The organism is Streptomyces diacarni, from assembly GCF_003323715.1.
GTDB classification, from domain to species: domain Bacteria; phylum Actinomycetota; class Actinomycetes; order Streptomycetales; family Streptomycetaceae; genus Streptomyces; species Streptomyces diacarni.
Map to the genome: position 1 here is coordinate 186,670 of NZ_QOIN01000042.1, position 23,706 is coordinate 210,375.

Consider the following 23,706-nt stretch of genomic DNA (forward strand, 5'->3'; position numbering starts at 1 on the left):
ACACCCCGCCGGCCGGAGGCCGGGCAGGAGCCGAGAGCTCGGGGAAGGGAGTTCCTGACTCACCCGGCCGTGGCCGGGCTCACAGTGGCGGGACCGCGCCGGATTTCCACCGGCTTCCTCCCCAGTCGCCGTCGCCGGCGATGAGCGCGGACCGGGTGGTACGCGCTCAGCAGGCATCGTACGGGGGTTCGGCTCCGTGCGGGAGGGCACCCTTGCCGGTGGGTATGCTCGCGGCCATGTCCGTGACCCCCTCCCCTCCGTCCGTCCAGGACGCCGCGACAGTTGCTGGTGCAACACGTTGCGCGGCGCCCCGTGCGCGCGGGGACGCGTGCCCGGGAGCGCTGCGGCTGCACCACGCGGACGACGGGGCGCTGGCACGCGTCCGGGTGCCGGGCGGGGTGCTGGACGCCGCACAGGCGGAGGCGCTTGCCGCTGCCGCACTGCACCTCGGTGACGGCGCACTGCACCTGACCTCGCGCGGAAACCTGCAACTCCGCGGCCTGGAGGCGCGGTCCGCCGAAGAGTTGGGGCGCCTGCTGGAGGCCGCGCGGCTGCTGCCCTCCGCCCCACACGAGCGGGTACGCAACATCGTGGCCTCGCCGCTGTCGGGACTGGACGGCGGAGGCCGCCGCGACGTACGCCCCTGGCTCGTCGAGTTGGACCGGCTTCTGTGCGCGAGCGAAGACGCGAGCGAACTGTCGGGGCGGTTCCTGTTCGCCCTGGACGACGGGCGCGGGGACGTCTCGTCACTGGGCGCGGACGTGACGTTGCTCGCGCTGGACGACGGGGCCGCGCTCCTGCGCCCGGGCGGTCACGGGCACGGCCACGAGGGCGAGCGCGCGGCCGGTGAGGGGGACGCGCTGCACGTTCCCGACGCTCTCGCTCCCCTCGCCGCGCTCGCCGCCGCCGAGGCCTTCGTCGACGCCGTACGCGCGTACGGAGAACGGGCCTGGCGGATCGGCGATCTCCCGCCGGAGGCCCGTGGCAGCGTGCTGCGCCGCACGGCGGAACGCGTCGGGCCGGCCGCCCGTACCGTCCCCTTTCCGCCGTCCCCGGCGCGTTCGGCGGCCGCCCCGCCGGAGGGGCCCGCACCGGGCCTCGTCAGAGCGGTCGACGGCTCCGGTGCCGCCGCGGGCCACGGCGTCGCCCTGTCCGTACTGGCACCACTGGGGCGTCTGGACGGTGACCAGTGGCGGCTGTTGGCACGTACGGCCCGCCACGCGGGCACCGGGGAGCTACGGGTGACACCGTGGCGCGGCGTCGTCGTCCCCGGGGTCGCGGACGAGGCCGCGGAGGCCGCGCTGGCGGCGCTGGGCGACGCCGGACTGGTGACGCGGCCCGCCTCCCCGTGGCGGGGAGTGGGGGCCTGCACCGGGCGGCCGGGATGCGGCAAGGCGCTGGCGGACGTCCGCACGGACGCGGCCGCCGGCGTGGCACAAGCGGCCGCCCACACCACGGGCGATGCTTCGGGTCACAGGGATGAGCTGCCCGTCTACTGGTCGGGCTGCGCGCGGCGGTGCGGCCGCCCGCGAGGCGACCACGTGGACGTGGTCGCGGAGGCCGAAGGGTACCGGGTGACGACCGTCCCCGCGGACCCCGCACAGAAGCCGGCGTCCACCCCGCCCGCGCCCTGCGTCCCCTACGACGACGCGCGCACACAACTCGCCGCCGCCGTGGCGACGGCCCGTGGCCACACCCGTGCACGCCCCGCCCCGCCCCGCCCCGCCCCGCCCCGCCCCGACGAACCGACGAGCGACGCGACCCGATGAGTGACGCGACCCGATGAGCGAGAGCAGACCAACAGTGTTCGAGTACGAGAAGGACGGCGCTGCCATCTACCGGCAGTCCTTTGCCACCATCCGCGCCGAGGCGGATCTGGCGGGGCTGCCCGCCGACGTCGCCCAGGTCGCGGTGCGCATGATCCACGCCTGCGGCATGGTCGACCTCGTACGCGACCTCGCCCACACGCCCGAGGCCGTCGCACGGGCCCGCGCCGCGCTGCGCGCGGGAGCGCCCATCCTGTGCGACGTCGCCATGATCGCCAGTGGTGTCACCCGCAGGCGGCTGCCGGCCGACAACGAGGTGGTCTGCACCCTCGCCGATCCGCGCGTCCCCGCTCTCGCGGCCGAGCTGGGCACGACACGCACCGCGGCGGCCCTCGAACTGTGGCGGGACAGACTGGAGGGCTCGGTCGTCGCCGTCGGCAACGCGCCCACCGCGCTGTTCAGGCTCCTGGAGATGGTCGCGGAGGGCGCACCGCGGCCCGCCGCGGTGATCGGGGTGCCCGTCGGCTTCGTCGGCGCGGTCGAGTCGAAGCAGGCACTGGCCGAGCATCCCTCGGGGCTCGACCACCTGATCGTGCACGGACGGCGGGGCGGCAGCGCCCTGGCCGTGGCCGCGCTGAACGCCATCGCCAGCGAGGAGGAGTGAGCCCGGTGACGAGCCCGGACGACCCCCGCCAGGAGCCCGCCCCGCCGCACGCGGCGCCGACAGCGCCGCCGGAAGCCGGGAACGGCAAGACGAGCGGCGCACACGCCGCCGGCACCGGGCGGCTGCTCGGCGTCGGACTCGGCCCCGGCGACCCGTCGTTGATGACCGTACGGGCCGTCGAGGCGATCGCCGAAGCGGACGTCGTCGCCTACCACAGTGCCCGGCACGGCCGCTCGATCGCCCGGTCCATCGCCTCCCGGTACCTGCGCGCCGGCCAGGTGGAGGAGGCGCTGGTCTACCCGGTCACGACCGAGTCCACCGACCACCCGGGCGGATACCGGGGCGCGCTGGAGGAGTTCTACGCGGAGGCCTCCGCACGGCTGGCCGCGCACCTGGAGGCGGGACGGACCGTCGCCGTGCTGGCCGAGGGCGATCCCCTCTTCTACGGCTCCTACATGCACATGCACAAGCGGCTGGCCCACCGCTTCCCGACGGAGGTCATCCCTGGCGTGACCTCCGTCAGCGCGGCGGCGGCCCGTCTCGGCACGCCGCTGTCGGAGGCCGAGGAGGCGCTGACCGTCCTGCCGGGCACGCTGCCCGAGGAGGAACTGACCGCACGGCTCGCCTCCAGCGACGCGGTGGCCGTGATGAAACTGGGCCGTACCTTCCCCAAGGTGCGGCGGGCACTGGAGCGTTCGGGCCGGCTGGCCGAGGCCCGCTACGTCGAGCGCGCCACCATGGAGGGGGAGCGCACCGGGCTGGTGGCGGACGTGGACGCCGACTCGGTGCCGTACTTCTCGGTGGCGGTCCTCCCCAGCAAGGTGGGCGCGCACGCGTCCCGTGCTGCCGAAGCCGAAGCCGAAGCCGAGACCGAAGCCGATGCCGCTGGGGGAGGCGAAGCCGAGGGCGTCGGCGCGGCCGGTGAGGTCGTGGTCGTCGGTACCGGACCCGCCGGGCCGCTGTGGCTGACGCCCGAGACGCGGGGCGCGCTGGCCGCCGCCGACGACCTCGTCGGCTACACCACCTACCTCGACCGGATCCCCCGCCACGACGGCCAGCGCCGCCACGGTTCCGACAACCGGGTGGAGGCCGAGCGCGCCGAGTTCGCCCTGGAACTGGCCCGGCGGGGACGTCGGGTGGCCGTCGTCTCGGGCGGTGACCCGGGAGTGTTCGCCATGGCGACGGCGGTGGTGGAGGCGGCCTCCGAGGCGCCGTACACCGAGGTGCCGGTACGCGTGCTGCCGGGTGTGACGGCCGCCAACGCGGCGGCGGCCCGCGTGGGTGCGCCGCTGGGCCACGACTACGCCGTCCTCTCCCTCTCGGACCGGCTCAAGCCGTGGGAGGTCATCGCGGAGCGCCTGCGGGCCGCCGCCGCGGCCGATCTGGTGGTCGCCCTCTACAACCCGGGGTCCAGAGACCGTACCTGGCAGGTCGGCAAGGCGCGCGAGGTGCTGCTGGAGCACCGGGCACCGGACACGCCGGTCGTCGTCGCCCGCGACGTGGGCGGCGAGGGGGAGCGGGTGCACGTCGTGCGCCTGGCGGAACTCGACCCCGCGCAGGTCGACATGCGCACCCTGCTGATCGTCGGTTCCTCGCAGACGCGGGCGCGGACGGACGGGCAGCGGACGGACGGGCAGCGGACGGACGGGGCGCGGACGGACGGGGCGCGGACGAGCGTGTGGACCCCGCGCCGCTACCCGGAACCCGAGCAGCACGCGGAGGCGTGAGCGCCGCGCGCCCCCTGTGGTGCGGCCTCGGCAACGACAGGGGCCCGTACGTTGCCGCACACCGCACAAGCGCTCAAGCCCCGGCGACGGCATGATGCCGGGTATGAGTGAAACGCGGGAGGTGTTCTGCCGCCCTCCCCACGAGCGCGCCCTGTGGTTCTTCGCCGGCCTGGGCGCGGTGGGGGCGGTGGGGGCGGTCTCGGCCGTGGTGTACCTGGGGTACGGGGGCACGCTGCTGAGCGAGGCCATGGCCGTGTGGCTCGGCGCCGCCGGCCTGCTGTTGGCGCTGGTGGGCCTCCCGGCCCTCCACGGGGCGACCGCCCGGCTGCGCGCCGACGCGTACGGCCTGCACTCCCGCACGCTGCTGCGGCGCCGCAGTGTGCCGTGGAGCGACATCGCCGACCTGCACGTGCGGCTGAAGTACCAGGGCAACCACCGGTACCGGGACATCCGCCGGGTCGGCCTGGTACTGCACGACGGCCGCAAGCGGCTCCTCCCCCTGCCGTACGCCGGCGGGGCCGGTGACACCGGCAGCACCGACGGCACGTCCGGCACCGCGGACTTCGACGCGACGCTGGAAGCACTGCGCGCGCTGCACCACCGTTTCGGCACCCCCGCGACGAGCCACCTCCCCGTCGTCTCGCAGCGCACCGCGGGGCACCCGGTGGCCGGATCGGTGGCGCTGTGCGCGGTGCTGCTCGCCTGTGCCGGCGTGGCCGCGTGGTGGGTGCCGGCGACCGCCTCGCACGAACAGGACTGGACGTCGGCCGTCGCGTGCACCTCCACGACGCCCGCCGCCGAGCGTGCCGCGTGCCTGACCACGGTGCCGGCCGTCATCGACCGGACCGAGGCGCACCGGCCCCGGCAGCACAGCTGGCTGTACTTCGCCGACGACCGCCCCGTGCAGCGGCTGGCCGTCTCGCGGGAGGCCGCCACGGGCTTCGAACCGGGGGACGAGGTCGAAGTGACCCTGTGGCACCGCGAGATACGGGAGGTCGCAGGAGAGCACGAGGTGTGGCGTGAGCACGTCACGCCCGCCAAGGACGTGGCCGTCGTCGCGGCCGCGTTCGCCCTGGCCGCGGGCTGGCCCGCCGCCCGGGTACTGCTGCGCCTGCGCGCGCGCCGGCTGCCCGACGACGACGTCCTGCCCTCGGTCGCCCCATTCGTGGGCGCGCTGTGCGGCACGGCCCTGTGGCTGCTGCCGCTCTGCTACCTCCACCCGACATCCCCGTTCGCTCCGGAGGCGCTGGCGTGGGCGGCGGCCGGCTTCCTGGTCACGTCGGCCCTGTTCGCCTGGGCATGGCGGGCGACCCGCACCCGGAGCCCGGAGGAGACGGGTGAAGAGAACGAAGGGGGTCAAGGAAACAGGCGCAGCGAGTCCGGCGACGTGTTCCTGGCCGCGCGGTTCCTGGAGCACACCGACTACAACCCGCACCACTTCGGCACGCACATCGCCCTCGGGGATGGCGGCCCGCCCGCGGTGACGCCGCACTCGGGCCCCGGCCGGTTCGCGGCGAAGAACATCCCCGTCGAGCGGCTCGCCGTCACGAGGGTGCGGCGGGCGCGGGGCGACGACGGCGACACGGTGCCCCGCGGCTGGCACGTCGCCGAGCTGGACGACGCGGGCACGCCTGTGCGCCTCGCCGCCGCCCCGGCCGACCTGGCACGCCTCGTCCGCGAACTGACGGCGGACAGGGGCCGGATGACCGGAACGGGAGCGCCCGGGGTCGGCTAGGGCCTCTCGTCGCGCCCCCGTACGCGCAACCCCCGCTCCCTCCGCGCCCCGCACGCGCCGCACACGCGCTCTCACCTCCGTCCCACTGGTTCGACTGATTTCGGCCGGTTGGCCTTTTCGAGACGCCTCCCGCGGAGAACAAAGCGGACAAGAGAGAAGGAAGGGAGGTGACGTGCGACGCGGAAGATCTCCCTGAACGCCGAGGCGGTGGTCCGGGCCGACCGCGCCCGGGACACCAAGTGCCCCTTCATCTGGTGGTGGTACCACGCCAGGTGAGCGGCGGAACAGGGCCGGGCAACCTCCAGGGCCCGGCCCTGTTCCGCGCCCGCCCTCCGGAGCGCTCATGCGCTGTCGCCGTTCTCGCTGCCCTCACCTGCTACTGGCATGACGGACGGTTCGTCCTCCGCCCCTACCCGCACGGCACACCCACCGCGCTGCACCCGGCGGCCGCCGAGGGGCGCCCTGGTGGCGGAGGACAGCCCGCGAGCGGCACTGGACGAGAAGACGGAACGGCACTGGGGCGCGTCGGCACCCGGCACCGGCACCGGCACCGGCACCGGCACCGGGCAGCTGACCCGCCGCCTCCCTCAGGTCTCCAGCGGCGTCTCCGCCGCCACATCCGCGGCACCGCCGTCACACCCGGCAACACCGTTCCTCCCGGCACCGCCGTCACGGGCGGTGCCGCCCCGCCGTGCGCCACGTCCGTCCCGGCGCAGCCCCTCCCTTCACCGCCCAGGGCGCCGTGCCCCTACGCGTCACACGCCCCGGCGCCTCACCGGGAACCGGGAACCGGGACCGCCTCCACGGCCTGTTCGGGGCTGCTCACCACCCGCACGCCGTCCGGCACGGGCGGGCGGCGGACCACGACGACCGGGATGCCCCTCTCCCGTGCCGCCGCCAGTTTCGGCGCCGTCGCGGCGCCGCCGCTGTCCTTCGTCACCAGGACGTCGATGCGGTGGCTGCGGAGCACCTCGCGTTCGCCTTCCAGCGTGAAGGGTCCGCGCTCGAGGAGCAGGTGTGTCCGCGCCGGGAGGGGCGTCCCCGGCGCGGGCGGGTCCACGGAGCGGGCCAGGAACCACAGCCGGTCGGTGCCGGGGCCGGCGAAGCTGCTCAGGCCCAGCCGTCCGGTCGTCAGGAACACGCGCCGCCCCAGGCGCGGGAGGGTGGCGGCGGCGGCCTTCAGCGAGGCGGCCTCGTGCCAGTCGTCGCCCGCGGTGGGGACCCAGCCGGGGCGGCGGAGGGCGAGCAGGGGAACATGGGCTGCGGCCGCGGCCTCGGCCGCGTGGAAACTGATCGTCTCGGCGAAGGGATGGGTGGCGTCGATGAGGAGGTCGACACGGTGGTCCCGCAGCCACGCCGTCAGCCCCTCGACGCCTCCGAAGCCGCCGATCCGCACCGCGCCGCCGCCCGGCAGCCGGGGCCCCGCCACCCGGCCCGCCAGCGAGCTGGTGACCCGGGCCCGCGGCCGCGCGGTGTGCAGCAGCTCCGCCAGCCGCCTGCCCTCGGTCGTACCGCCCAGAATCAGTACGTGCACGGGGAAGGGCTCCTCGGGTGGGTGACGCGGGGTGCGGGTGACGCGGGTGCGGGTGCCGTCTCGTGTGGGCGGCACCCGCCGCGGCGGTGATCTGAGGGAACGACGACTTCGGTGAGTAGCGAGGCGACATGGGCGAGGCGAAGGGCGGGCGCGGCGCCCAGCTGGAACGGACGGGGCTGCGGCCCGGCTGGACGACCGGCGCCTGTGCGACGGCGGCGACGACGGCCGCCTGCACCGCGCTGCTCACCGGCGACTTCCCCGACCCGGTGACGATCACTCTCCCCAAGGGCGAGCGCCCTGCGTTCGCCCTGGCGTACGAACAGCTGGACACGGGCGGTGAGTGGGCGACGGCCGCCGTGGTCAAGGACGCGGGCGACGATCCGGACGTCACCCACGGCGCCGTCGTCCGCGCCACCGTCCGCGCGCTGCCCGCCGGGGCGGGCGTCGTCTTCCGGGCGGGCCCCGGGGTGGGCACCGTCACCCGCCCGGGACTCCCCCTGGAGGTGGGCGAGCCCGCCGTCAACCCCGTACCGCGGCAGTTGATGCGGGAGCACGCGGCCCGGGTGGCGGCGGAACACGGCGGCAGCGGCGATGTGGAGATCACCCTCGCGGTCGAAGGCGGCGAGGAGATCGCCCGCTCCACCTGGAACCCGCGGCTGGGCATCCTCGGCGGGCTGTCCATCCTGGGGACCACGGGCATCGTGGTGCCGTACTCGTGCTCGGCGTGGATCGACTCGATCCGGCGCGGGGTGGACGTGGCGCGGGCCGCGGGCCGCACCCATGTGGCCGGGTGCACGGGGTCGACGTCGGAGCGCACGGTGGTCGCCGAGTACGGGCTGCCCGACGACGCGCTGCTGGACATGGGCGACTTCGCCGGCGCCGTCCTGAAGTACGTGCGCCGCCACCCGGTGGACCGGCTCACGCTCTGCGGCGGCTTCGCCAAACTCTCCAAGCTGGCTGCCGGGCACCTGGATCTGCACTCCAAACGCTCCCAGGTGGACAAGGGCTTCCTCGCCGAGCTGGCCCGGCAAGGCGGCGGGGACGAGGAACTCGCCCGCGAGGTCGCCGAGGCCAACACGGGACTGGCGGCGCTGCGTTCGTGCGAGGCGGCCGGGGTCCCCCTCGGCGACCTGGTGGCGCGGACTGCACGCGAGGAGGCGCTCGCGGTGCTGCGCGGCGCCCCGGTACGGGTCGACGTCGTCTGCATCGACCGCGCGGGGACCGTGGTGGGACGCAGCACCGTCCGCTGATCCCCGCGGCGCCGCACCCCCCGGCACCCGTACCCGCACGCTCCTCCGTGCGGGCCCCCGTGTCGCCGTCGCCGCCCGGTCGGTCAGCACACGTGCCGGTCCCGCTCCGCCGAGTACAGGTGGCTGTCGCGGAAGTGCGCGGCGGCGAGCGTACGGCCCACGAGGATGACGGCCGTCCTGCTGACGCCCGCCGCCCTCACCTGCTCGGCGATGTCCGCCAGCGTGCCCCGCAGTACCAGCTCGTCGGGGCGGCTGGCGAAGGCGACCACAGCCGCCGGGCAGTCGGAGCCGTAGTGCGGCACGAGTTCGGCGACGACCTCCTCGGCGTACCGCGCCGCCAGGTGCAGCACGAGCAGCGCGCCGCTGCGGCCGAGTGTGGCCAGGTCCTCGCCGTCCGGCATGGGCGTGGCCTGCCGCGCGATGCGGGTGAGCACCACCGTCTGCCCGACGGTCGGCACGGTCAGCTCGCGGCCCAGCGCGGCGGCCGCCGCCGCGAACGCGGGCACTCCGGGCACGACCTGGTAGTCCACCCCGGCCGCGTCCAGCCGGCGCATCTGCTCGGCGACGGCGCTGAAGACGGACGGGTCGCCCGAGTGCAGCCGCGCCACGTCGTGCCCTGCGGCGTGTGCCGCGGCCATTTCGCCGGTGATGGCGTCCAGGTCGAGCTCGGCGGTGTCGACCAGCCGCGCGTGTGGCGGGCACTCGGCGAGCAGTTCGCGCGGCACCAGGCTGCCCGCGTACAGGCACACCCCGCAGGCGGCGAGCGTGCGGGCGCCGCGCACCGTGATCAGGTCGGCGGCGCCGGGTCCCGCGCCGATGAAGTACACGGTCATCTCTTGTCTCCCACCACATCGCCTCCCCGCACATCAGACGTGCGTTCCACCACATCGGACGTGTCCGCCGCAGCTGCGGACACGTCGGCACTCGCGACATCGGGTGCCGCGCCCGCCCCCTCGCCGCCGGAGGGCTTGCACACCGCCCACTGCGTCACCGGCATCGCCTGCCGCCACCCGGTGAAGCCGCCGACCGGCACCCCGTGCGAGACGCCGAGGCGCACCAGCTCGCCGCCGTGCCTGCGGTACCAGTCCACCAGCAGTGCCTCGGATTCGAGGGTGACGGTGTTGGCGACCAGCCGCCCGCCCGGCGGCAACGCGCGCCAGCAGGACTCCAGCAGGCCCGGCGCGGTCAGGCCGCCGCCGATGAACACCGCGTCGGGGGCGGGCAGTGCGGCGAGCGCGGAGGGGGCGGCCCCGGTCACGACCCGCAGCCCGGGCACCCCGAGCCGCTCGGCGTTGCGGGCTATCCGGTCCGCGCGCGCCGCGTTCCGCTCCACGGTGACCGCGCGGCACGCCGGGTGGGCGCGCATCCACTCCACCGCGATCGAGCCTGCGCCGCCGCCCACGTCCCACAGGAGTTCGCCGGGTGCGGGCGCCAGCGCGGCGAGTGTCGCCGCGCGCACATGGCGCTTGGTGAGCTGCCCGTCGTGCTCGTACGCCTCGTCCGGCAGCCCGGGTACGGCGCCGAGCCTGGGCACGCCCGAGGCGCCGTCGCCGGGGCCGCGGACGCACTCGACCGCGACGACGTTGAGGGGGTCGCCGGGCGGAGCCGACCAGGTCAGCGCCGTCCCCTCGACCACGCGTTCGCCGTCCCCACCGAGCTGTTCGAGCACCCGCACCGGGCTGGCGCCGAACCCCCGCTCCCGCAGCAGCGCCGCGACCTCGCCGGGCGTGTGCGCCCCCGCGCTGAGCACCAGCAGGCGCCGCCCGTGGTGCAGTAGCGCCGACAGGCGTGCCAGCGGGCGGCCCACCGCGCTGACGACCTCGCACTCCTCCTGCGCCCAGCCCAGCCGGGCGCAGGCGTACGCCACGGAGGAGGGATGCGGCAGCACGCGGGGAACCGTGCCGAGGACCTCGCGCAGGGTGCGGGCGATGCCGTAGAAGGTCGGGTCGCCGCTCGCCGGCACCGCGACGCGGCGCCCCGCGTGCGCGGCCAGCAGCCCGGGCACACCGGTGCGCAGCGGCGACGGCCACGGCACCCGCTCCCCCGCGCACACGGCGGGCAGCAGCGCCAGCTGCCGGGCGCCGCCGATCAGCACCTCGGCCCCGCGCAGCGCCTCACGGGAGAGCTCGGGCAGCCCGGCCCACCCGTCGGCGCCGATCCCGACGACCGTCAACGCGGAGGGCGCGGCGACGTCGCGGGGGGCGGTGGGGGACGTCACGACGGCACCTCGGTCTTTCGAACAGGGGACGGCTGGCACCCTACTGTCCGCTCCCCGCACCGCGGCCGCGGGGCCCGGTCCACAATGGAGCGCATGGATCGAAACGCATCGCCCGACCAGTCCGCCCAGGACACGCCTGACCAGGCCATGCCCGACTGGGAGAAGCGGTTCCGGGCGCCGCGCGTCTCGCTGCCCGAGTGGGCCGAGGACGCACCGGAACGGTCGCTGTTCATCTCGAACGCGACAGGCACGTTCGAGCTGTACGCCTGGGACCGGACCACCGGCGAACAGCGGCAGGTCACCGACCGCCCCAACGGGACGACCGACGGCACCCTGACGCCGGACGGCGCGTGGATCTGGTGGTTCTCCGACACCGACGGCGACGAGTTCGGCGTCTGGATGCGCCAGCCCTTCGCCGGCGGCCCCGACACCCGCGCCGTCGAGGGACTCGACCCCTCCTACCCGGCGGGGCTGGCCCTCGGCAGGGACGGCACCGTCGCCGTCGGCCGCTCCACCGACGAGGACGGCTCCACGATCCACCTCCAGCGCCCCGGCTCCCCCGCCCCCGTCGAGATCTACCGGCACAGCGAGTCCGCCGGTGTCGGCGACCTCTCGCACGACGGCACCCTGCTGGTCATCGAGCACACCGAGCACGGGGACGCCATGCACTCGGCGCTGCGCGTCGTGCGCCCCGACGGCTCGACCGTCGCCGAGCTCGACGACAGCGAGGGCGGCACGAAGGAACTCGGCCTCACCGTGCTCGGGTTCGCCCCCGTGGACGGCGACTCCCGGCTCCTGATCGGCCACCAGCGGCACGGCCGGTGGGAGCCGATGATCTGGGACCCGTCGGCCGGCACCACCCGCGAGCTCACCCTCGACCTGCCCGGAGACCTCTCCGCCGAGTGGTATCCGGACGCCTCGGCGCTGCTGGTCGTGCACAGCCACCAGGCCCGCGACGAACTGTTCAGGTACGACCTGGCAAGCGGCGAGCGCACCCGCATCGACACCCCGGCGGGCTCCGTGATGGGCGCCACCGCGCGTCCCGACGGCACCGTCGAGTTCCTGTGGTCGTCGGCCGCCCAGCCGCCGCAGGTCCGCTCCACCAGCGGCGCGAGGGTGCTCGACCCGCCCGGGACGAAGGCACCGGGGTCCGTCCCCGTCGAGGACGCCTGGGTGGAGGGCCCTGGCGGGACCGTCCACGCCCTCGTCCAGAAGCCGGCGGGGCAGGGCCCCTTCCCCACCGTCTTCGAGGTGCACGGCGGGCCCACCCACCACGACACGGACTCCTTCGCCGGCCAGCCCGCCGCCTGGGTCGACCACGGCTTCGCCGTCGTACGGGTCAACTACCGCGGCTCCACGGGCTACGGCCGGGCGTGGACCGACGCGCTCAAGCACCGGGTCGGCCTGATCGAGCTGGAGGACGTCGACGCGGTACGGGCCTGGGCCGTCGACTCCGGTCTCGCCGACCCCGACAGGCTCGTGCTGGCCGGCGGCTCCTGGGGCGGCTACCTCACCCTGCTCGGGCTCGGTACGCAGCCGGAGGTGTGGGCGCTCGGCCTGGCCGCCGTCCCCGTGGCCGACTACGTCACCGCCTACCACGACGAGATGGAGGCGCTGAAGTCGATGGACCGCACACTGCTCGGCGGCACCCCCGAGGAGGTCCCCGAGCGGTTCGAGGCGTCCTCACCGCTGACGTACGTCGAGAAGGTCCGCGCGCCCGTCTACATCTCCGCCGGGGTCAACGACCCCCGCTGCCCCATCCGGCAGGTCGAGAACTACGTGGGAAGGCTGGAGGAGCGCGACCACCCGCACGAGGTGTACCGCTACGACGCGGGGCACGGCTCGCTCGTCGTCGAGGAGCGGATCAAACAGGTCAGGCTGGAGATCGACTTCGCGACCCGGCACCTTCCGGCGACGACGCCGGGGTTCCGGCCCGCGTGACCCCGTCGGCGGGGTCGTCCCCGCCGTCCCGGCCATCGCCGTCGGCCCGGTCGTCTCCGTCGGCCGGGCCGGTCTCCTCCTGGGGGCCGGTCTCCTCCTGGGGGGACTCCCCCTCCGGGAGGAGGCCGAGGGCCGCGTCCTTGGCCATCTCCGCCTCGCGCCGGAAGAAGCGGAACCACATGAAGACCACGAACCCGGCGAAGACGAACCACTGCGCCGTGTAGCCCAGGTTCTGGAACGCCTTCATGTCGAGCCCCGTGCCCGCGGGCGCGGCCGGCGGCACCGGCTTCAGCGGCTTCAGCGTCCGCTGCTCGGTGAGCCAGGCCCCCTCCACGCCGTACGGCACGATGTTGACGAGCGCGGAGGCGTTGATGAAACCGAGCTGGTTGCGCGGGAGCGCCCCCGAGGCCCGGTCACCCGCGTCGTTCTGGGACTCGGACGCCTGGAGCGCGCCGCGGACGGTCACCTCGCCCTTCGGCGGCGCCGGCACCCGCGCGGGATCCGGGCTGCCCGGAAGCCAGCCCCGCACCACCGGGAGCGCCTTGCCGTCCTCGGTGTCGTCGGTACGCAGCAGCGAGAGCACGTAGAAGCCCCGCTCGCCCTTGACGGTACGGTCCGGGACGAGCAGCGGGTGCTCCGCGTCGAACCGCCCCGTCACCTTCGCGGTGTGCCCGACGGTGTCCTCCGTCACCGGCAGCAGGGAGGCGAGCGGACGCGCCTTGGCGTGCGCGGCGCTGCGCGACTGCTCCTGCTGCTCGTGGTGGCGGTCCACCCGGTCGTCGAACCGGCTCAGCTGCCAGCTGCCCATGAACAGACACACCGGAATCGCCAGAACGGCGAAGATGTTGATCCCCCACCAGCGCGGGGTCAGCAGGAACCGGTACACCCCCTCACGGTACGCCCCGGCGGAACACGCCCGTTCGGGGAGGGGGCCGAAGCAGACCGGCTCAGCTCTGGGGGATGACGCCCGTGCGGTAGAGCGTGCCGCCCGCGCACGTGTCGGCGAGACGGGTGTTGGCTATGGGAGCACCGCCCTCGGGCGTGTGGGAGACGACGACGTCGCTGCCGCCCCCGCCGGTGTCACCGCCACCGCCGTCGCCCTCGCCGGGCGTCCCGGTACCGCCACCGCCGCCGTCACCGCCGCCGTTGCCCTGGCCGCCGTCGCCAGGGCCCGCGTCGGGACCGCCCGAGGGATCGCCCTCGTACCGCCCGCCCTGCGGTGTCGGGGTACCGCCCCCGCAGCCGCCGCCGGGCACGAACGCGAACTTCACCACGTACGCCTGCCCTGGCTGGAGCACCACCTCGTCGCGCGCGACAGCCGGATCGCCCAGCCCGGGTGCCGCGTCGCCACTCGTGTGATCGACGACCGTCACCCGGCCCCGCGCGCCGCCCTGCACGGAGGCACCGACGAAGCCCTCGCCCTCCACCGTGCAGGTGTCCTTGGAGACGTTGGACACGCGGAAGCTGCCGTAGATGGTGCCCGCGCCGTCGGGCGCCCCCGACCGCGCGGAGCCCCGCCCGAGCTGATCGCTGCCGCAGACCGGCGCGCTGGCGCTCAGCGTCTCGTCGGGCCCCGGGCCGCTGGTGCCGGGCCCCGAGGGTGAGGGGTGGGCGCTTCCGCCGCCCTTCCCGCTCTCGTCCTCGTCCCTGTCCTCGCCGCCGCCGTGCTTCTCGCCGCCCTTGCCGCCTCCCGAACCCGTACCGGCCTCGGGCCCCCGCGTCTGGCCGTGGGTACTGGCCGCGGTCACCGGATGGTCGTCGTCACCACCGCCGGGGACGACACCGCCGTAGAAGAGCGCGGGCACGCCGACCGCGGCGACCAGCGCCGCCGCCACCCCGCCGACCCACGCCTGACGGCGGTGCGCCCGCCGCGCGGGTACGGCATGACGCAGGTGGTCGAGGGTGCGGTCGAGGCTCTCGGAAGAGGGGTCGAGATCGCGGACGCTGGCCTGCAGGAGGCGGCGCAGCGCTTCCTCGTCCCCCGGCGGTCCGCCCTGACCGGCGTCGCCGGCTCCGGCGGCCCCGGTAGCCCCTTTTCCGGACGCCGCCCCCTCACCGGGGGAAGCCTGCTCTCCTGGTGACGCCTTCTCCGCCGGAGACGAGTGCCCCTCCGGAGAGGACTTCCCCTCCGGGGACGACTGCCCTCCCGGGAAGGCCCGCTCCTCGGAGGAGGCCTGCTCCCCCGAAGGCGTGTCCTGCCCGGGCGTTCTCTCCTCGCGGGGCTCCCTGCCCTCACTCATGACGCCGCCTCCATGGCGGTGCGCAGCGCGGCGATACCGCGCGAACCGTACGCCTTCACCGAGCCGAGCGAGAGTCCGAGCACCTCGGCCACCTGAGCCTCGGTCATGTCGGCGAAGTACCGCAGCACCAGCACCTCACGCTGGCGCCGCTGCAAGCCGCGCATCGCCTGTATCAACTGATCCCGTTCGAGCTGTTCGTAAGCCCCCTCCTCGGCGCTCGCCATGTCGGGCATCGGCTTGGAGAGCAGCTTCAGCCCGAGGATGCGGCGGCGCAGCGCGGAGCGGGAGAGGTTCACGACCGTCTGCCTGAGGTAGGCGAGGGTCTTCTCGGGGTCGCGGACGCGTTTGCGCGCGGAGTGCACGCGGATGAACGCCTCCTGCACGACGTCCTCGCAGGAGGCGGTGTCATCGAGCAGGAGCGCCGCGAGCCCGAGCAGGGACTTGTAGTGGGCGCGGTAGGTCTCGGTCAGGTGATCGACTGTGGTGCCCGGTGCCATTGCCTCGTCAGCGTCCCCACGCTGGGCGAGCGGGCGTGCGGGCCGCGCGGCAGGCCAGGGCGCGATCACCGGCATGCCTCCGCCCACCGGCAGCCCAGCGGCGCGCGGTGTGGGTCCGGGTCGACCAGGGGCCGTTGCGATTCCGAGTACCTCTGCCACGCCTGTTTGACACGTTTCCCCCCGTCAGGGTTGTACGCGACAGGCACTGTGCGGGAAAACACACCACATGCCGTCATACATACATCTCTCGGTCGTCAAGTACACCCCGTCCGCCTCCGGTTCTCCCGACCGCCTGCCGCACGCCCCCAGTGCGGCCGTGACGCGGCCCGGAGGGAACAAAGACGCTCCCCGCCGCCTGCCGGTTGCAGGGGACGGGGAGCGTCATTCTCCGTCAGCGGATGCCGCCGTGGCCAGGGGGGGCGCGCCCCGAAGGGGCGCGGGGAACTGGGCGCCACGCCACGGAGCACCCGCAGCCTGCGACGCACGGTCAGGGACAGCCCCTACCCGGCGAGACCCCCGGACAGGCCACAGCCACAGCGGTCAGCGTCCCGTGCCGCCGTAGACCACGGCCTCGTCCGTGTCACTGTCCAGCCCGAAGGCCGAGTGGACGGCGCAGACGGCGTCGCCCACGGACTCCTCGCGCGTCACCACCGAGATGCGGATCTCCGAGGTGGAGATCAGCTCGATGTTCACCCCGGCGTCGGACAGCGCCTCGAAGAACGTCGCCGTCACACCCGGGTTGGTCTTCATGCCCGCACCGACGAGCGAGATCTTCGCGATCTGGTCGTCGTAGCGCAGCGAGTCGTAGCCGACGGTGCCCTGCGCCTTCTCCAGCGCCGAGATCGCCCTCTTGCCCTCCGCCTTGGGCAGCGTGAAGGAGATGTCCGTCAGCCCGGTGGAGGCCGCGGAGACGTTCTGCACGACCATGTCGAGATTGATCTCCGCCTCCGCGACGGCGCGGAAGAGCGCCGCGGCCTCGCCCGGCTTGTCCGGCACCCCGACGACCGTGACCTTCGCCTCGGACGTGTCGTGTGCCACACCCGAGATGATCGCCTGCTCCATCGACTCTTCCCCTTGCCCGTCCGGCTGCTCGGTCGTGACCCACGTGCCCTTCAGGCCGGAGAAGGACGACCGCACGTGGATCGGGATGTTGTAGCGGCGCGCGTACTCCACGCAGCGGTGCAGCAGCACCTTGGAGCCGGACGAGGCCAGCTCCAGCATGTCCTCGAAGGAGATCTGGTCGATCTTCTTCGCCTTCTTCACGACCCGCGGGTCGGCGGTGAAGACACCGTCGACGTCCGTGTAGATCTCGCACACCTCGGCGTTCAGCGCCGCCGCCAGCGCCACAGCGGTGGTGTCCGAACCACCGCGGCCCAGCGTGGTGATGTCCTTGCTGTCCTGGGAGACGCCCTGGAAACCGGCGACGATGGCGATGTTGCCCTCGTCCACCGAGTCCTTGATGCGGCCCGGGGTGACGTCGATGATCCGCGCCTTGTTGTGCGCGGAGTCGGTGATCAGACCCGCCTGGCTGCCGGTGAACGACTGCGCCTCGTGGCCGGCGGATTTGATCGCCATCGCCAGCAGGGCCATGGAAATCCGCTCTCCGGCGGTCAGCAGCATGTCGAACTCGCGCCCGGAGGCGACCGGAGACACCTCTGAGGCGAGGTCGATCAGCTCGTCCGTCGTGTCACCCATCGCCGATACCACGACGACAACCTGGTTGCCGTTCTTCTTGGCTTCGACGACCCGCTTGGCAACGCGCTTGATGCCCTCGGCATCGGCAACGGAGGAGCCGCCGTACTTCTGCACGACAAGGCCCACGTGTGCTCGCTCCTCGAATCAATTCCCGGGACCCCGGCGCTCCGCGCGACGCTGCCCGGAATGAAGGGATCCACTGATCGGCTCAGTGTAACGACCGGACAGGTTCCACACCCGTCCGCGGAATCCCCTGCCCGCCGCACCACGGATGACACGGAAACGTGACTCTGTTCACGATGCGCGGCCCGTCGTGCGAGCACGCGCCCTGTCGGCTCAGGCGTTCTTGAGGCCCAGGGGGACGCCGATCTCGGCGGCCATCACCTCGCCCGCCTCCGCCTCGAGGGAGCCGTCGCCGTCCTCGTCGGCGGCGGTGCTGTCGGTGTCCAGACCGTCCAGCTCGTCCAGCGGCTTGTCCAGCCGTACGTGAGCCACCAGGGACTGGAGCGCGCGCAGCGCGGCGGAGGCGGTCGGTCCCCAGTTCGACAGGTAGGAGAACTGCCACCACCACAGGGCCTCGCTCACCCGGCCCGCGCGGTAGTGCGCCATCCCGTGCCGCAGATCGGTGATGATGTCGGCGAGGTCGTCGGAGATCCGGCACGCGACGGGCGCCGAGCGCGGCACGTACGGGTCGAAGACCTCGGAGTAGACGTCCACCGGGTCCAGCAGCGTGGCGAGCCGCTCCCGCAGCTCGTCCACGTCCGGCTCGGGACCCACGTCCGGCTCGTACCGCTCGTCCGGGACGATGTCCTCGTGCGCGCCCAGCCGGCCGCCCGCGAGGAGAAGCTGCGAGACCTCCAGCAGGAGATAGGGCACGGCGCTGTCCGGCTCGTCGCCCTTGGCGACCTCCGCGACCGAGACGATGAAGCTGTGGACCTGGTCGCTGATCTGGACCGCGAAGTCGTCGGGGTCCTGGGTGATGGCGTTCAGCGTCGCATCCGACATCGGGCAACCTCTCCCTGCGCTCGCACTTCGAAAGCTCACACGGTCGGAGCTCACACGTCGAGGAGCCGCCTTCCCTCGAAGGCCCTCCCCAGGGTGACCTCGTCCGCGTACTCCAGGTCGCCCCCGACGGGCAGCCCGCTCGCCAGCCGCGTCACCTTCAGTCCCATCGCGGAGACCATCCGCGCCAGATAGGTGGCCGTCGCCTCGCCCTCCAGGTTCGGGTCCGTCGCCAGGATCAGCTCGGTGACCGTCCCGTCCGCGAGGCGGGACAGCAGCTCCCGGATCCGCAGGTCGTCGGGCCCGACACCCTCGATCGGACTGATCGCCCCGCCCAGCACGTGGTACCGGCCGCGGAACTCGCGGGTCCGCTCGATCGCGACGACGTCCTTGGGCTCCTCGACCACGCAGATGACCGACGGGTCACGGCGCGGATCGAGACAGACCCGGCACTGCTCCTCCTGCGCGACGTTGCCGCACACCGCGCAGAACCTGACCTTCTCCTTGACCTCGGTCAGCGCGCCGGCGAGCCGCCGCACGTCGGCGGGCTCGGCCTGCAGGATGTGGAAAGCGATCCGCTGCGCGCTCTTGGGACCGACGCCGGGCAGCCTGCCCAACTCGTCGATCAGGTCCTGGACCACGCCTTCGTACACGGATGGCTCCCGCCTGCACTCGCCGCCCGGGCTTCTCCCATCCCGAGCAGGTCTTGTTCTCTGAGTACGTTAGTGGCCCGTACGGGCCACCACTAGCCACTGCCGGCGGGCACGTGGGCCGGCGAGCACGTGGGCCGACCCGTACCTGGGCCGACGGGCACGTGGACCGGCCGGTGCTTGGCCGGCGGGCACGCGTACCCGCGGTCGACGGCCGAGGCGACGGACCGCGGACCGGAACCCACAGCGCGCCGTGAGTCCAGCCGGCACCGGCCACGGTGACTCCGGCCCCCGGCCCGGGCCCGGTTTTCCGTCAGAACGGAAGACCCGGCATCCCGCCCATGCCCTGCGCGAGGGGACCGAGCTTCTGCTGCTGCAACTCGGCAGCCGCGCCGTTCGCGTCACGGACGGCCGCGAGAACCAGATCGGCGAGGGTCTCCGTGTCCTCGGGGTCCACGGCCTTCGGGTCGATGACCAGGCCCTGGAGCTCCCCGGAACCACTGACCGTCGCCTTGACCAGGCCACCGCCCGCCGAACCCTCCACGGCCGTCTCGGCCAGCTCCTGCTGCGCCGAGGCCAGATCCTGCTGCATCTTCTGCGCCTGCTGCAGCAACTGCTGCATGTCGGGCTGCCCACCACCGGGAATCACGATCGGATCGCTCCTGGCTCACTAGACGCCGTACTGAACGTCCCCGAGCCTACGTGCTCCACTCCACGCGGGCGCCCCGCCCCGGACAACCGCCGAAGGCACCCCACGCCCGTGCCGCCCACCGGTCACTCGTGCTGGAACTCCTCTATCACCGTCGCACCGAGCTCGCGGACGATCAGGTCGTGACCGGAGAGAGCCGAGTCGTCCAGATCGGGGTCGTCCTCGGCGGGCATGTCCTCCTCCAGCCCGGCACCCGGCGAGGACGCGGGAGCGGACGGCGGCGGAGAAGAAGGACTCGAGGCCTCGGGCTCGGAAGCCGGAGAGGGAACCGGAGCCGACGGCGGCGCCGGAGCCGACGCGGGCCCGGCGGACCAGCCCGCCCCGCCCGGAGCCGACTGCTGCGGCGGGGCAGCCGACCACTGCTGGGGCGGCCCCGCCTGCGCCGGCGCCGCCATCGCACCGCGGGCGCCCCCTCCGCCGTTCGAGCCGGACCCCGCGCCGTACCCGGAGCCCGGCCCATTAGGGCCCCCCGGACCACCGCCGCTGCCGCCGCCCGCCCCGCCGGAGGGATCGACCAGCGCTTCGACCTGCCACTGCACGCCGAGCGCGTCGGTGAGCGCCTGCCGCAGCACCTCGTCGCTGCCGCCGCCCGCGAAGCTGTCCCGCGCACCGGCGTTCGGGAAGCCGATCTGGAGCGTCTTGCCGTCGAAGCCGACGACCTGTGCGTTCTGGCTGAGCAGGATCCAGGTGAACCTGCGCCGGTTCTTGACCGCCTCCAGGATCTGCGGCCACATCTGACGGATCTGCGCCGGATCGCCGCCCCCGCCGGGGGCGCCACCGCCGTTGGCGGGACCGCCTCCGTGCGTGGGGCCGCCACCGTTGGCGGGGCCGCCTCCCGGCCGGGCGCCGGGGTCGGGGGCCGGCGCCGATGCCTGTCCCTGCCCCTGTTCGTGTCCTTGCGCCGGAGCCGTTCCCGTCGGGCCTCCGCTCGTCGCCGCCGGTGCCGACGGCGCACCGCCGCCCGGTACGGCCGCCCCGGGCCACGCTCCCGGACGCCGCGCGGGCTCGCCGGTGCCCGCACCGGCACCTCCCCCGTCCCCGGATCCCGTCCCGCCGGATCCCGTCCCGCCGGGCCAGGCACCTGGGCGGCGCGGAGGCTCGGCCGCCGGGGTGGACGCCGGTGCGGCGCCGGGCCCGGGCGCGGGCCCCGGCCCCGCGTCGGCGGGAGACGAGGCCTCCGCGCCGCCGCCCGGGGGGCCGGACTCGTCGTAACCGGAACCGGATGCGAAACCAGACGCGGAACCGGATGCGGAACCGGGGTGCGGCCCCACGGCGGTGGGGGCCGGTGCGGGGGCGGGGGCCGACACGGGCGCGGGCGCTGCGGGCGCCGGCGCGGGCGCAGCGGTGGGGGCCGGTGCGGGGGCGGCGGTGGGGGCCGGTGCGGGGGCGGCGGCCCCCAGCGCGATGCCGCGCTCCAGGCGGTCCAGCCGGGCCTGTACGGAGCGCTCGTCCCCGTAGGTCGCGGGCAGCAGCACCCGCGCGCAGATCAACTCCAGCTGGAGGCGGGGCGAGGTGGCGCCCCGCATCTCCGTCAGCCCCGTGTTGACGAGATCCGCGGCGCGGCTGAGCTCCGCGGCGCCGAAGACCGAGGCCTGGGCCCGCATCCGCTCGATGACATCGCCAGGCGCGTCGATCAGCGCCTTCTCGACCGCGTCCGGGACGGCCGCGAGAATCACCAGGTCCCGCAGCCGCTCCAACAGGTCGGTGACGAAGCGACGCGGATCGTGGCCGCCCTCGATGACCCGGTCGACGATCTCGAAAGCCCGCGCGCCGTCGCCCGCGGCGAAGGCGTCCACGACCTCGTCCAGCAGCGCGCTGTCGGTGTAGCCGAGCAGGGCGGTGGCCATGGCATAGGTCACACCGTCGTCGCCCGCGCCGGCGAGGAGCTGGTCCATCACCGACATCGAGTCCCGCACGGATCCCGCCCCGGCCCGTACGGCCAGGGGCAGGACCGTCTCCTGGACGGGGATCCGCTCGCGCTCGCACACCTCGGCCAGGTAGTCGCGCAGCGTTCCCGGCGGAACGAGGCGGAACGGATAGTGGTGGGTGCGCGAACGGATGGTCCCGATCACCTTCTCGGGCTCCGTCGTCGCGAAGATGAACTTCAGGTGCTCGGGCGGCTCTTCGACGACCTTGAGCAGCGCGTTGAACCCCGCGGGGGTCACCATGTGCGCCTCGTCGACGATGTAGATCTTGTACCGGCTCAAGGCCGGCCCGAAGAACGCCTTCTCCCTCAGCTCACGGGCGTCGTCCACACCGCCGTGCGAGGCGGCGTCGATCTCGATGACGTCGATCGATCCCGGCCCGTTCCGCGCCAGGTCCAGGCAGGACTGGCACTGACCGCACGGCGTCGGCGTCGGGCCCTGCTCGCAGTTGAGACAGCGGGCCAGGATGCGCGCGCTCGTCGTCTTCCCGCAGCCGCGCGGGCCGCTGAAGAGATACGCGTGGTTGACACGGTTGTTGCGCAGCGCCTGCTGCAGCGGGTCGGTCACGTGCTGTTGCCCGATGACCTCCGCGAAGGTCTCGGGGCGGTAGCGGCGGTACAGGGCGAGGGACGACACACCCCCGACGATATAGGCGACCACCGACAAGCGGCGCCAAGTGGCCCACCTCACACGAGAGCCCCGGCCCCGACGGGCACGGCCCCGCGCGCCACTCCGGGTCCAAGCCCGGCCCGGCACGCAAACGCCCCCCACGCACCCGCCAGAGCCAACCTACCCTTGCTGCCTTCCGGCCCTGGGGGAGTTCAGTCAGATAGCGCCACGTGAGGGGCTGACGCCAGCCTACCTGATCCCCCGCCCCACCGACGACCTCCCCACCCGCCCACTCCACCTCCGGGTACGGGTTCGCGAGCACCCCTCAACGTCTTGTATTGTTTGCGGCGGAGGATTCGCCTAGTGGCCTAGGGCGCACGCTTGGAAAGCGTGTTGGGGGCAACCCCTCACGAGTTCGAATCTCGTATCCTCCGCCCAGCCTTCACCGGGCTGAACGTAGGGCCCCACCGCTCCGGCGGTGGGGCCCTACGTCGTTCGTGGTTGCAGTTGGGCTGACCGGCAAGAAGACCACGGCCGGGCCGTAACGGGGCCCGGTGGGGTACGAGGCGGAGGTGGCGGTCCGGCATGTTCTGCGCCGCCTCTTGGCGGGGGGCCGGACGGCCGGGTCCGTCACTCCGGGCCTGGTCCGCCTCCTCGCCCCCGGGAGCGTGCGCGGGCACCGGCAGCGGTACGGGGCGTGCGCCAGGTCGGGTTCGTCAGCCCCGGAGCCCCGACGGACGGCCTGGTGACGGCGGCCGGGGGCTGCTCACCTCAGAAGCGGCGTTCACCTGTGCCTCGGCCCCGCACATCAGGTGACACGTCCGACTCGGGCCGGCGGTGTCCGGACACGGAACACGGAACGCCGTCCGGGCCGCTGGCCGCCTCCTCCGGGGGAGGCGGCCAGCGGCCCGGGTCAGCTGATCTCAGCGGCACTCATCCGGCGAACGCCCCGTACCGGCAGGCGCGGAGGCAACGGGCCACCTCCGCGGGGCGCTCGCTACTTCTTACCACCACGCCTGCGCGTGGTGTTTTCCTGGTTGTTGCCGTAGGACATACCGCTCGTGTCGGAGCGGCGCAGGGACGGGCGGCTGTCACTGGCCCGCGGCGGTCCCTCGCCGGCGGGTTGCCGCGAGCGGACGGGCATGCTCATGGTCGGGTTCGCGACCGGATCGGGGCGGGACAGCCGCGCCTCGGGAGCCCGGCTGGAACGCCGCTCACGCCGCTCCTCCGGCGCACGGCTGGACTCACGCCGGGAACGCCGCTCCTCCGGCGCACGACTGGACTCACGCCCGGAACGCCGCCGCTCACCCTCCGGCGCACGGCTGGACTCGCGCCGGGAGCGACGCTCACCGTCCGGCGCACGACTGGACTCACGCCGGGAGCGACGTTCCTCGGACGAACTGCTGGAACCGCTCATCGACCGGGGAGCCGCAGACTGCGGAAGAGTACCGTTCCAACTCGGCGGCGGGCGGCGGTCGCGCTCCGCACGGGGAGGCCGCACCGCGCGGGGCCGCTCCTGCGGAGCCGCACTCGAATCCCGCCTG

General features: G+C 74.2%; 17 protein-coding genes, 1 tRNA gene, 1 other RNA gene and 1 riboswitch. Of the genes, 7 read left to right on the forward strand and 12 right to left on the reverse strand.

Features of this window, described 5'->3' with window-relative positions; genetic code table 11:
- Positions 1–48: 48 nt before the first annotated feature.
- Positions 49–141: riboswitch (cobalamin riboswitch) on the reverse strand.
- Between the two features lie 95 nt (positions 142–236).
- The 4 genes from cobG to DTL70_RS13325 all read left to right on the forward strand — a co-directional run bounded on the left by cobG (position 237) and on the right by DTL70_RS13325 (position 5,892).
- Positions 237–1,769 carry a precorrin-3B synthase gene (gene cobG, locus DTL70_RS13310; RefSeq protein WP_425470358.1) on the forward strand — a complete coding sequence of 511 codons (1,533 nt, stop codon included), beginning with the start codon at positions 237–239 and terminating at the stop codon, positions 1,767–1,769.
- A 34-nt stretch (positions 1,770–1,803) separates the two neighbouring features.
- Complete coding sequence (locus DTL70_RS13315; protein WP_114022120.1) at positions 1,804–2,430, forward strand: precorrin-8X methylmutase; 627 nt, start codon at positions 1,804–1,806, stop codon at positions 2,428–2,430.
- A gap of 161 nt (positions 2,431–2,591) precedes the next feature.
- Entirely contained in the window at positions 2,592–4,157 is a 1,566-nt protein-coding gene (cobJ, locus tag DTL70_RS13320) for a precorrin-3B C(17)-methyltransferase (protein ID WP_245979354.1), read from the forward strand.
- A gap of 103 nt (positions 4,158–4,260) precedes the next feature.
- Positions 4,261–5,892 carry a PH domain-containing protein gene (locus DTL70_RS13325; RefSeq protein ID WP_114022121.1) on the forward strand — a complete coding sequence of 544 codons (1,632 nt, stop codon included), beginning with the start codon at positions 4,261–4,263 and terminating at the stop codon, positions 5,890–5,892.
- Positions 5,893–6,664: 772 nt separating this feature from the next.
- On the opposite strand, the gene DTL70_RS13330 is transcribed toward DTL70_RS13325, so the two are convergent.
- Positions 6,665–7,426, reverse strand: a complete 762-nt coding sequence (locus tag DTL70_RS13330; protein WP_114022122.1) for a cobalt-precorrin-6A reductase — start codon at positions 7,424–7,426, stop codon at positions 6,665–6,667.
- A 128-nt stretch (positions 7,427–7,554) separates the two neighbouring features.
- On the opposite strand from DTL70_RS13330, the gene DTL70_RS13335 reads away from it, so the two are divergent.
- The gene (locus tag DTL70_RS13335) at positions 7,555–8,676 is read left to right on the forward strand and encodes a cobalt-precorrin-5B (C(1))-methyltransferase (protein WP_114022123.1); all 1,122 of its coding nucleotides are present in this window, start codon (positions 7,555–7,557) and stop codon (positions 8,674–8,676) included.
- 83 nt (positions 8,677–8,759) lie between these two features.
- On the opposite strand, the gene cobM is transcribed toward DTL70_RS13335, so the two are convergent.
- Entirely contained in the window at positions 8,760–9,509 is a 750-nt protein-coding gene (gene cobM, locus DTL70_RS13340) for a precorrin-4 C(11)-methyltransferase (protein ID WP_114022124.1), read from the reverse strand.
- Positions 9,506–10,894 carry a precorrin-6y C5,15-methyltransferase (decarboxylating) subunit CbiE gene (gene cbiE, locus DTL70_RS13345; RefSeq protein ID WP_114022125.1) on the reverse strand — a complete coding sequence of 463 codons (1,389 nt, stop codon included), beginning with the start codon at positions 10,892–10,894 and terminating at the stop codon, positions 9,506–9,508. Before cbiE ends, cobM begins: the two co-directional genes overlap by 4 nt.
- Positions 10,895–10,987: 93 nt before the next feature.
- On the opposite strand from cbiE, the gene DTL70_RS13350 reads away from it, so the two are divergent.
- Entirely contained in the window at positions 10,988–12,835 is a 1,848-nt protein-coding gene (locus DTL70_RS13350) for a S9 family peptidase (protein ID WP_425470359.1), read from the forward strand.
- On the opposite strand, the gene DTL70_RS13355 is transcribed toward DTL70_RS13350, so the two are convergent.
- From DTL70_RS13355 to ffs, 9 genes are all read right to left on the reverse strand, one after another.
- Positions 12,768–13,721 (reverse strand): SURF1 family protein, encoded by a 954-nt coding sequence (locus DTL70_RS13355; protein ID WP_114022126.1) that lies wholly within the window; start codon positions 13,719–13,721, stop codon positions 12,768–12,770. The genes DTL70_RS13350 and DTL70_RS13355 overlap by 68 nt on opposite strands.
- A 61-nt stretch (positions 13,722–13,782) precedes the next feature.
- Positions 13,783–15,075: a hypothetical protein gene (locus tag DTL70_RS13360; RefSeq protein WP_181860913.1), complete on the reverse strand. Its 1,293-nt coding sequence runs from the start codon at positions 15,073–15,075 to the stop codon at positions 13,783–13,785.
- Positions 15,072–15,647, reverse strand: a complete 576-nt coding sequence (locus tag DTL70_RS13365; RefSeq protein WP_181856251.1) for a SigE family RNA polymerase sigma factor — start codon at positions 15,645–15,647, stop codon at positions 15,072–15,074. The genes DTL70_RS13360 and DTL70_RS13365 overlap by 4 nt, the downstream gene beginning before the upstream one ends.
- Before the next feature lie 465 nt (positions 15,648–16,112).
- Positions 16,113–17,393: an aspartate kinase gene (locus tag DTL70_RS13370; protein ID WP_114022127.1), complete on the reverse strand. Its 1,281-nt coding sequence runs from the start codon at positions 17,391–17,393 to the stop codon at positions 16,113–16,115.
- A gap of 210 nt (positions 17,394–17,603) precedes the next feature.
- Positions 17,604–18,272, reverse strand: a complete 669-nt coding sequence (locus tag DTL70_RS13375) for a DUF5063 domain-containing protein (protein WP_114022128.1) — start codon at positions 18,270–18,272, stop codon at positions 17,604–17,606.
- 50 nt (positions 18,273–18,322) lie between these two features.
- Positions 18,323–18,922, reverse strand: a complete 600-nt coding sequence (gene recR, locus DTL70_RS13380; protein WP_114013963.1) for a recombination mediator RecR — start codon at positions 18,920–18,922, stop codon at positions 18,323–18,325.
- 310 nt (positions 18,923–19,232) lie between these two features.
- A complete protein-coding gene (locus DTL70_RS13385; RefSeq protein WP_114013962.1) occupies positions 19,233–19,568 on the reverse strand; it encodes a YbaB/EbfC family nucleoid-associated protein in 336 nt (111 codons plus the stop codon).
- A gap of 125 nt (positions 19,569–19,693) precedes the next feature.
- Entirely contained in the window at positions 19,694–22,189 is a 2,496-nt protein-coding gene (locus DTL70_RS13390; protein WP_114022255.1) for a DNA polymerase III subunit gamma and tau, read from the reverse strand.
- 120 nt (positions 22,190–22,309) lie between these two features.
- Positions 22,310–22,404: signal recognition particle sRNA small type (ffs, locus tag DTL70_RS13395), an RNA gene on the reverse strand.
- Between the two features lie 107 nt (positions 22,405–22,511).
- Between ffs and DTL70_RS13400 the strand changes: the two genes are divergently transcribed.
- A tRNA-Ser gene (locus DTL70_RS13400) sits at positions 22,512–22,596 on the forward strand.
- The last annotated feature ends 1,110 nt before the right edge of the window (positions 22,597–23,706 follow it).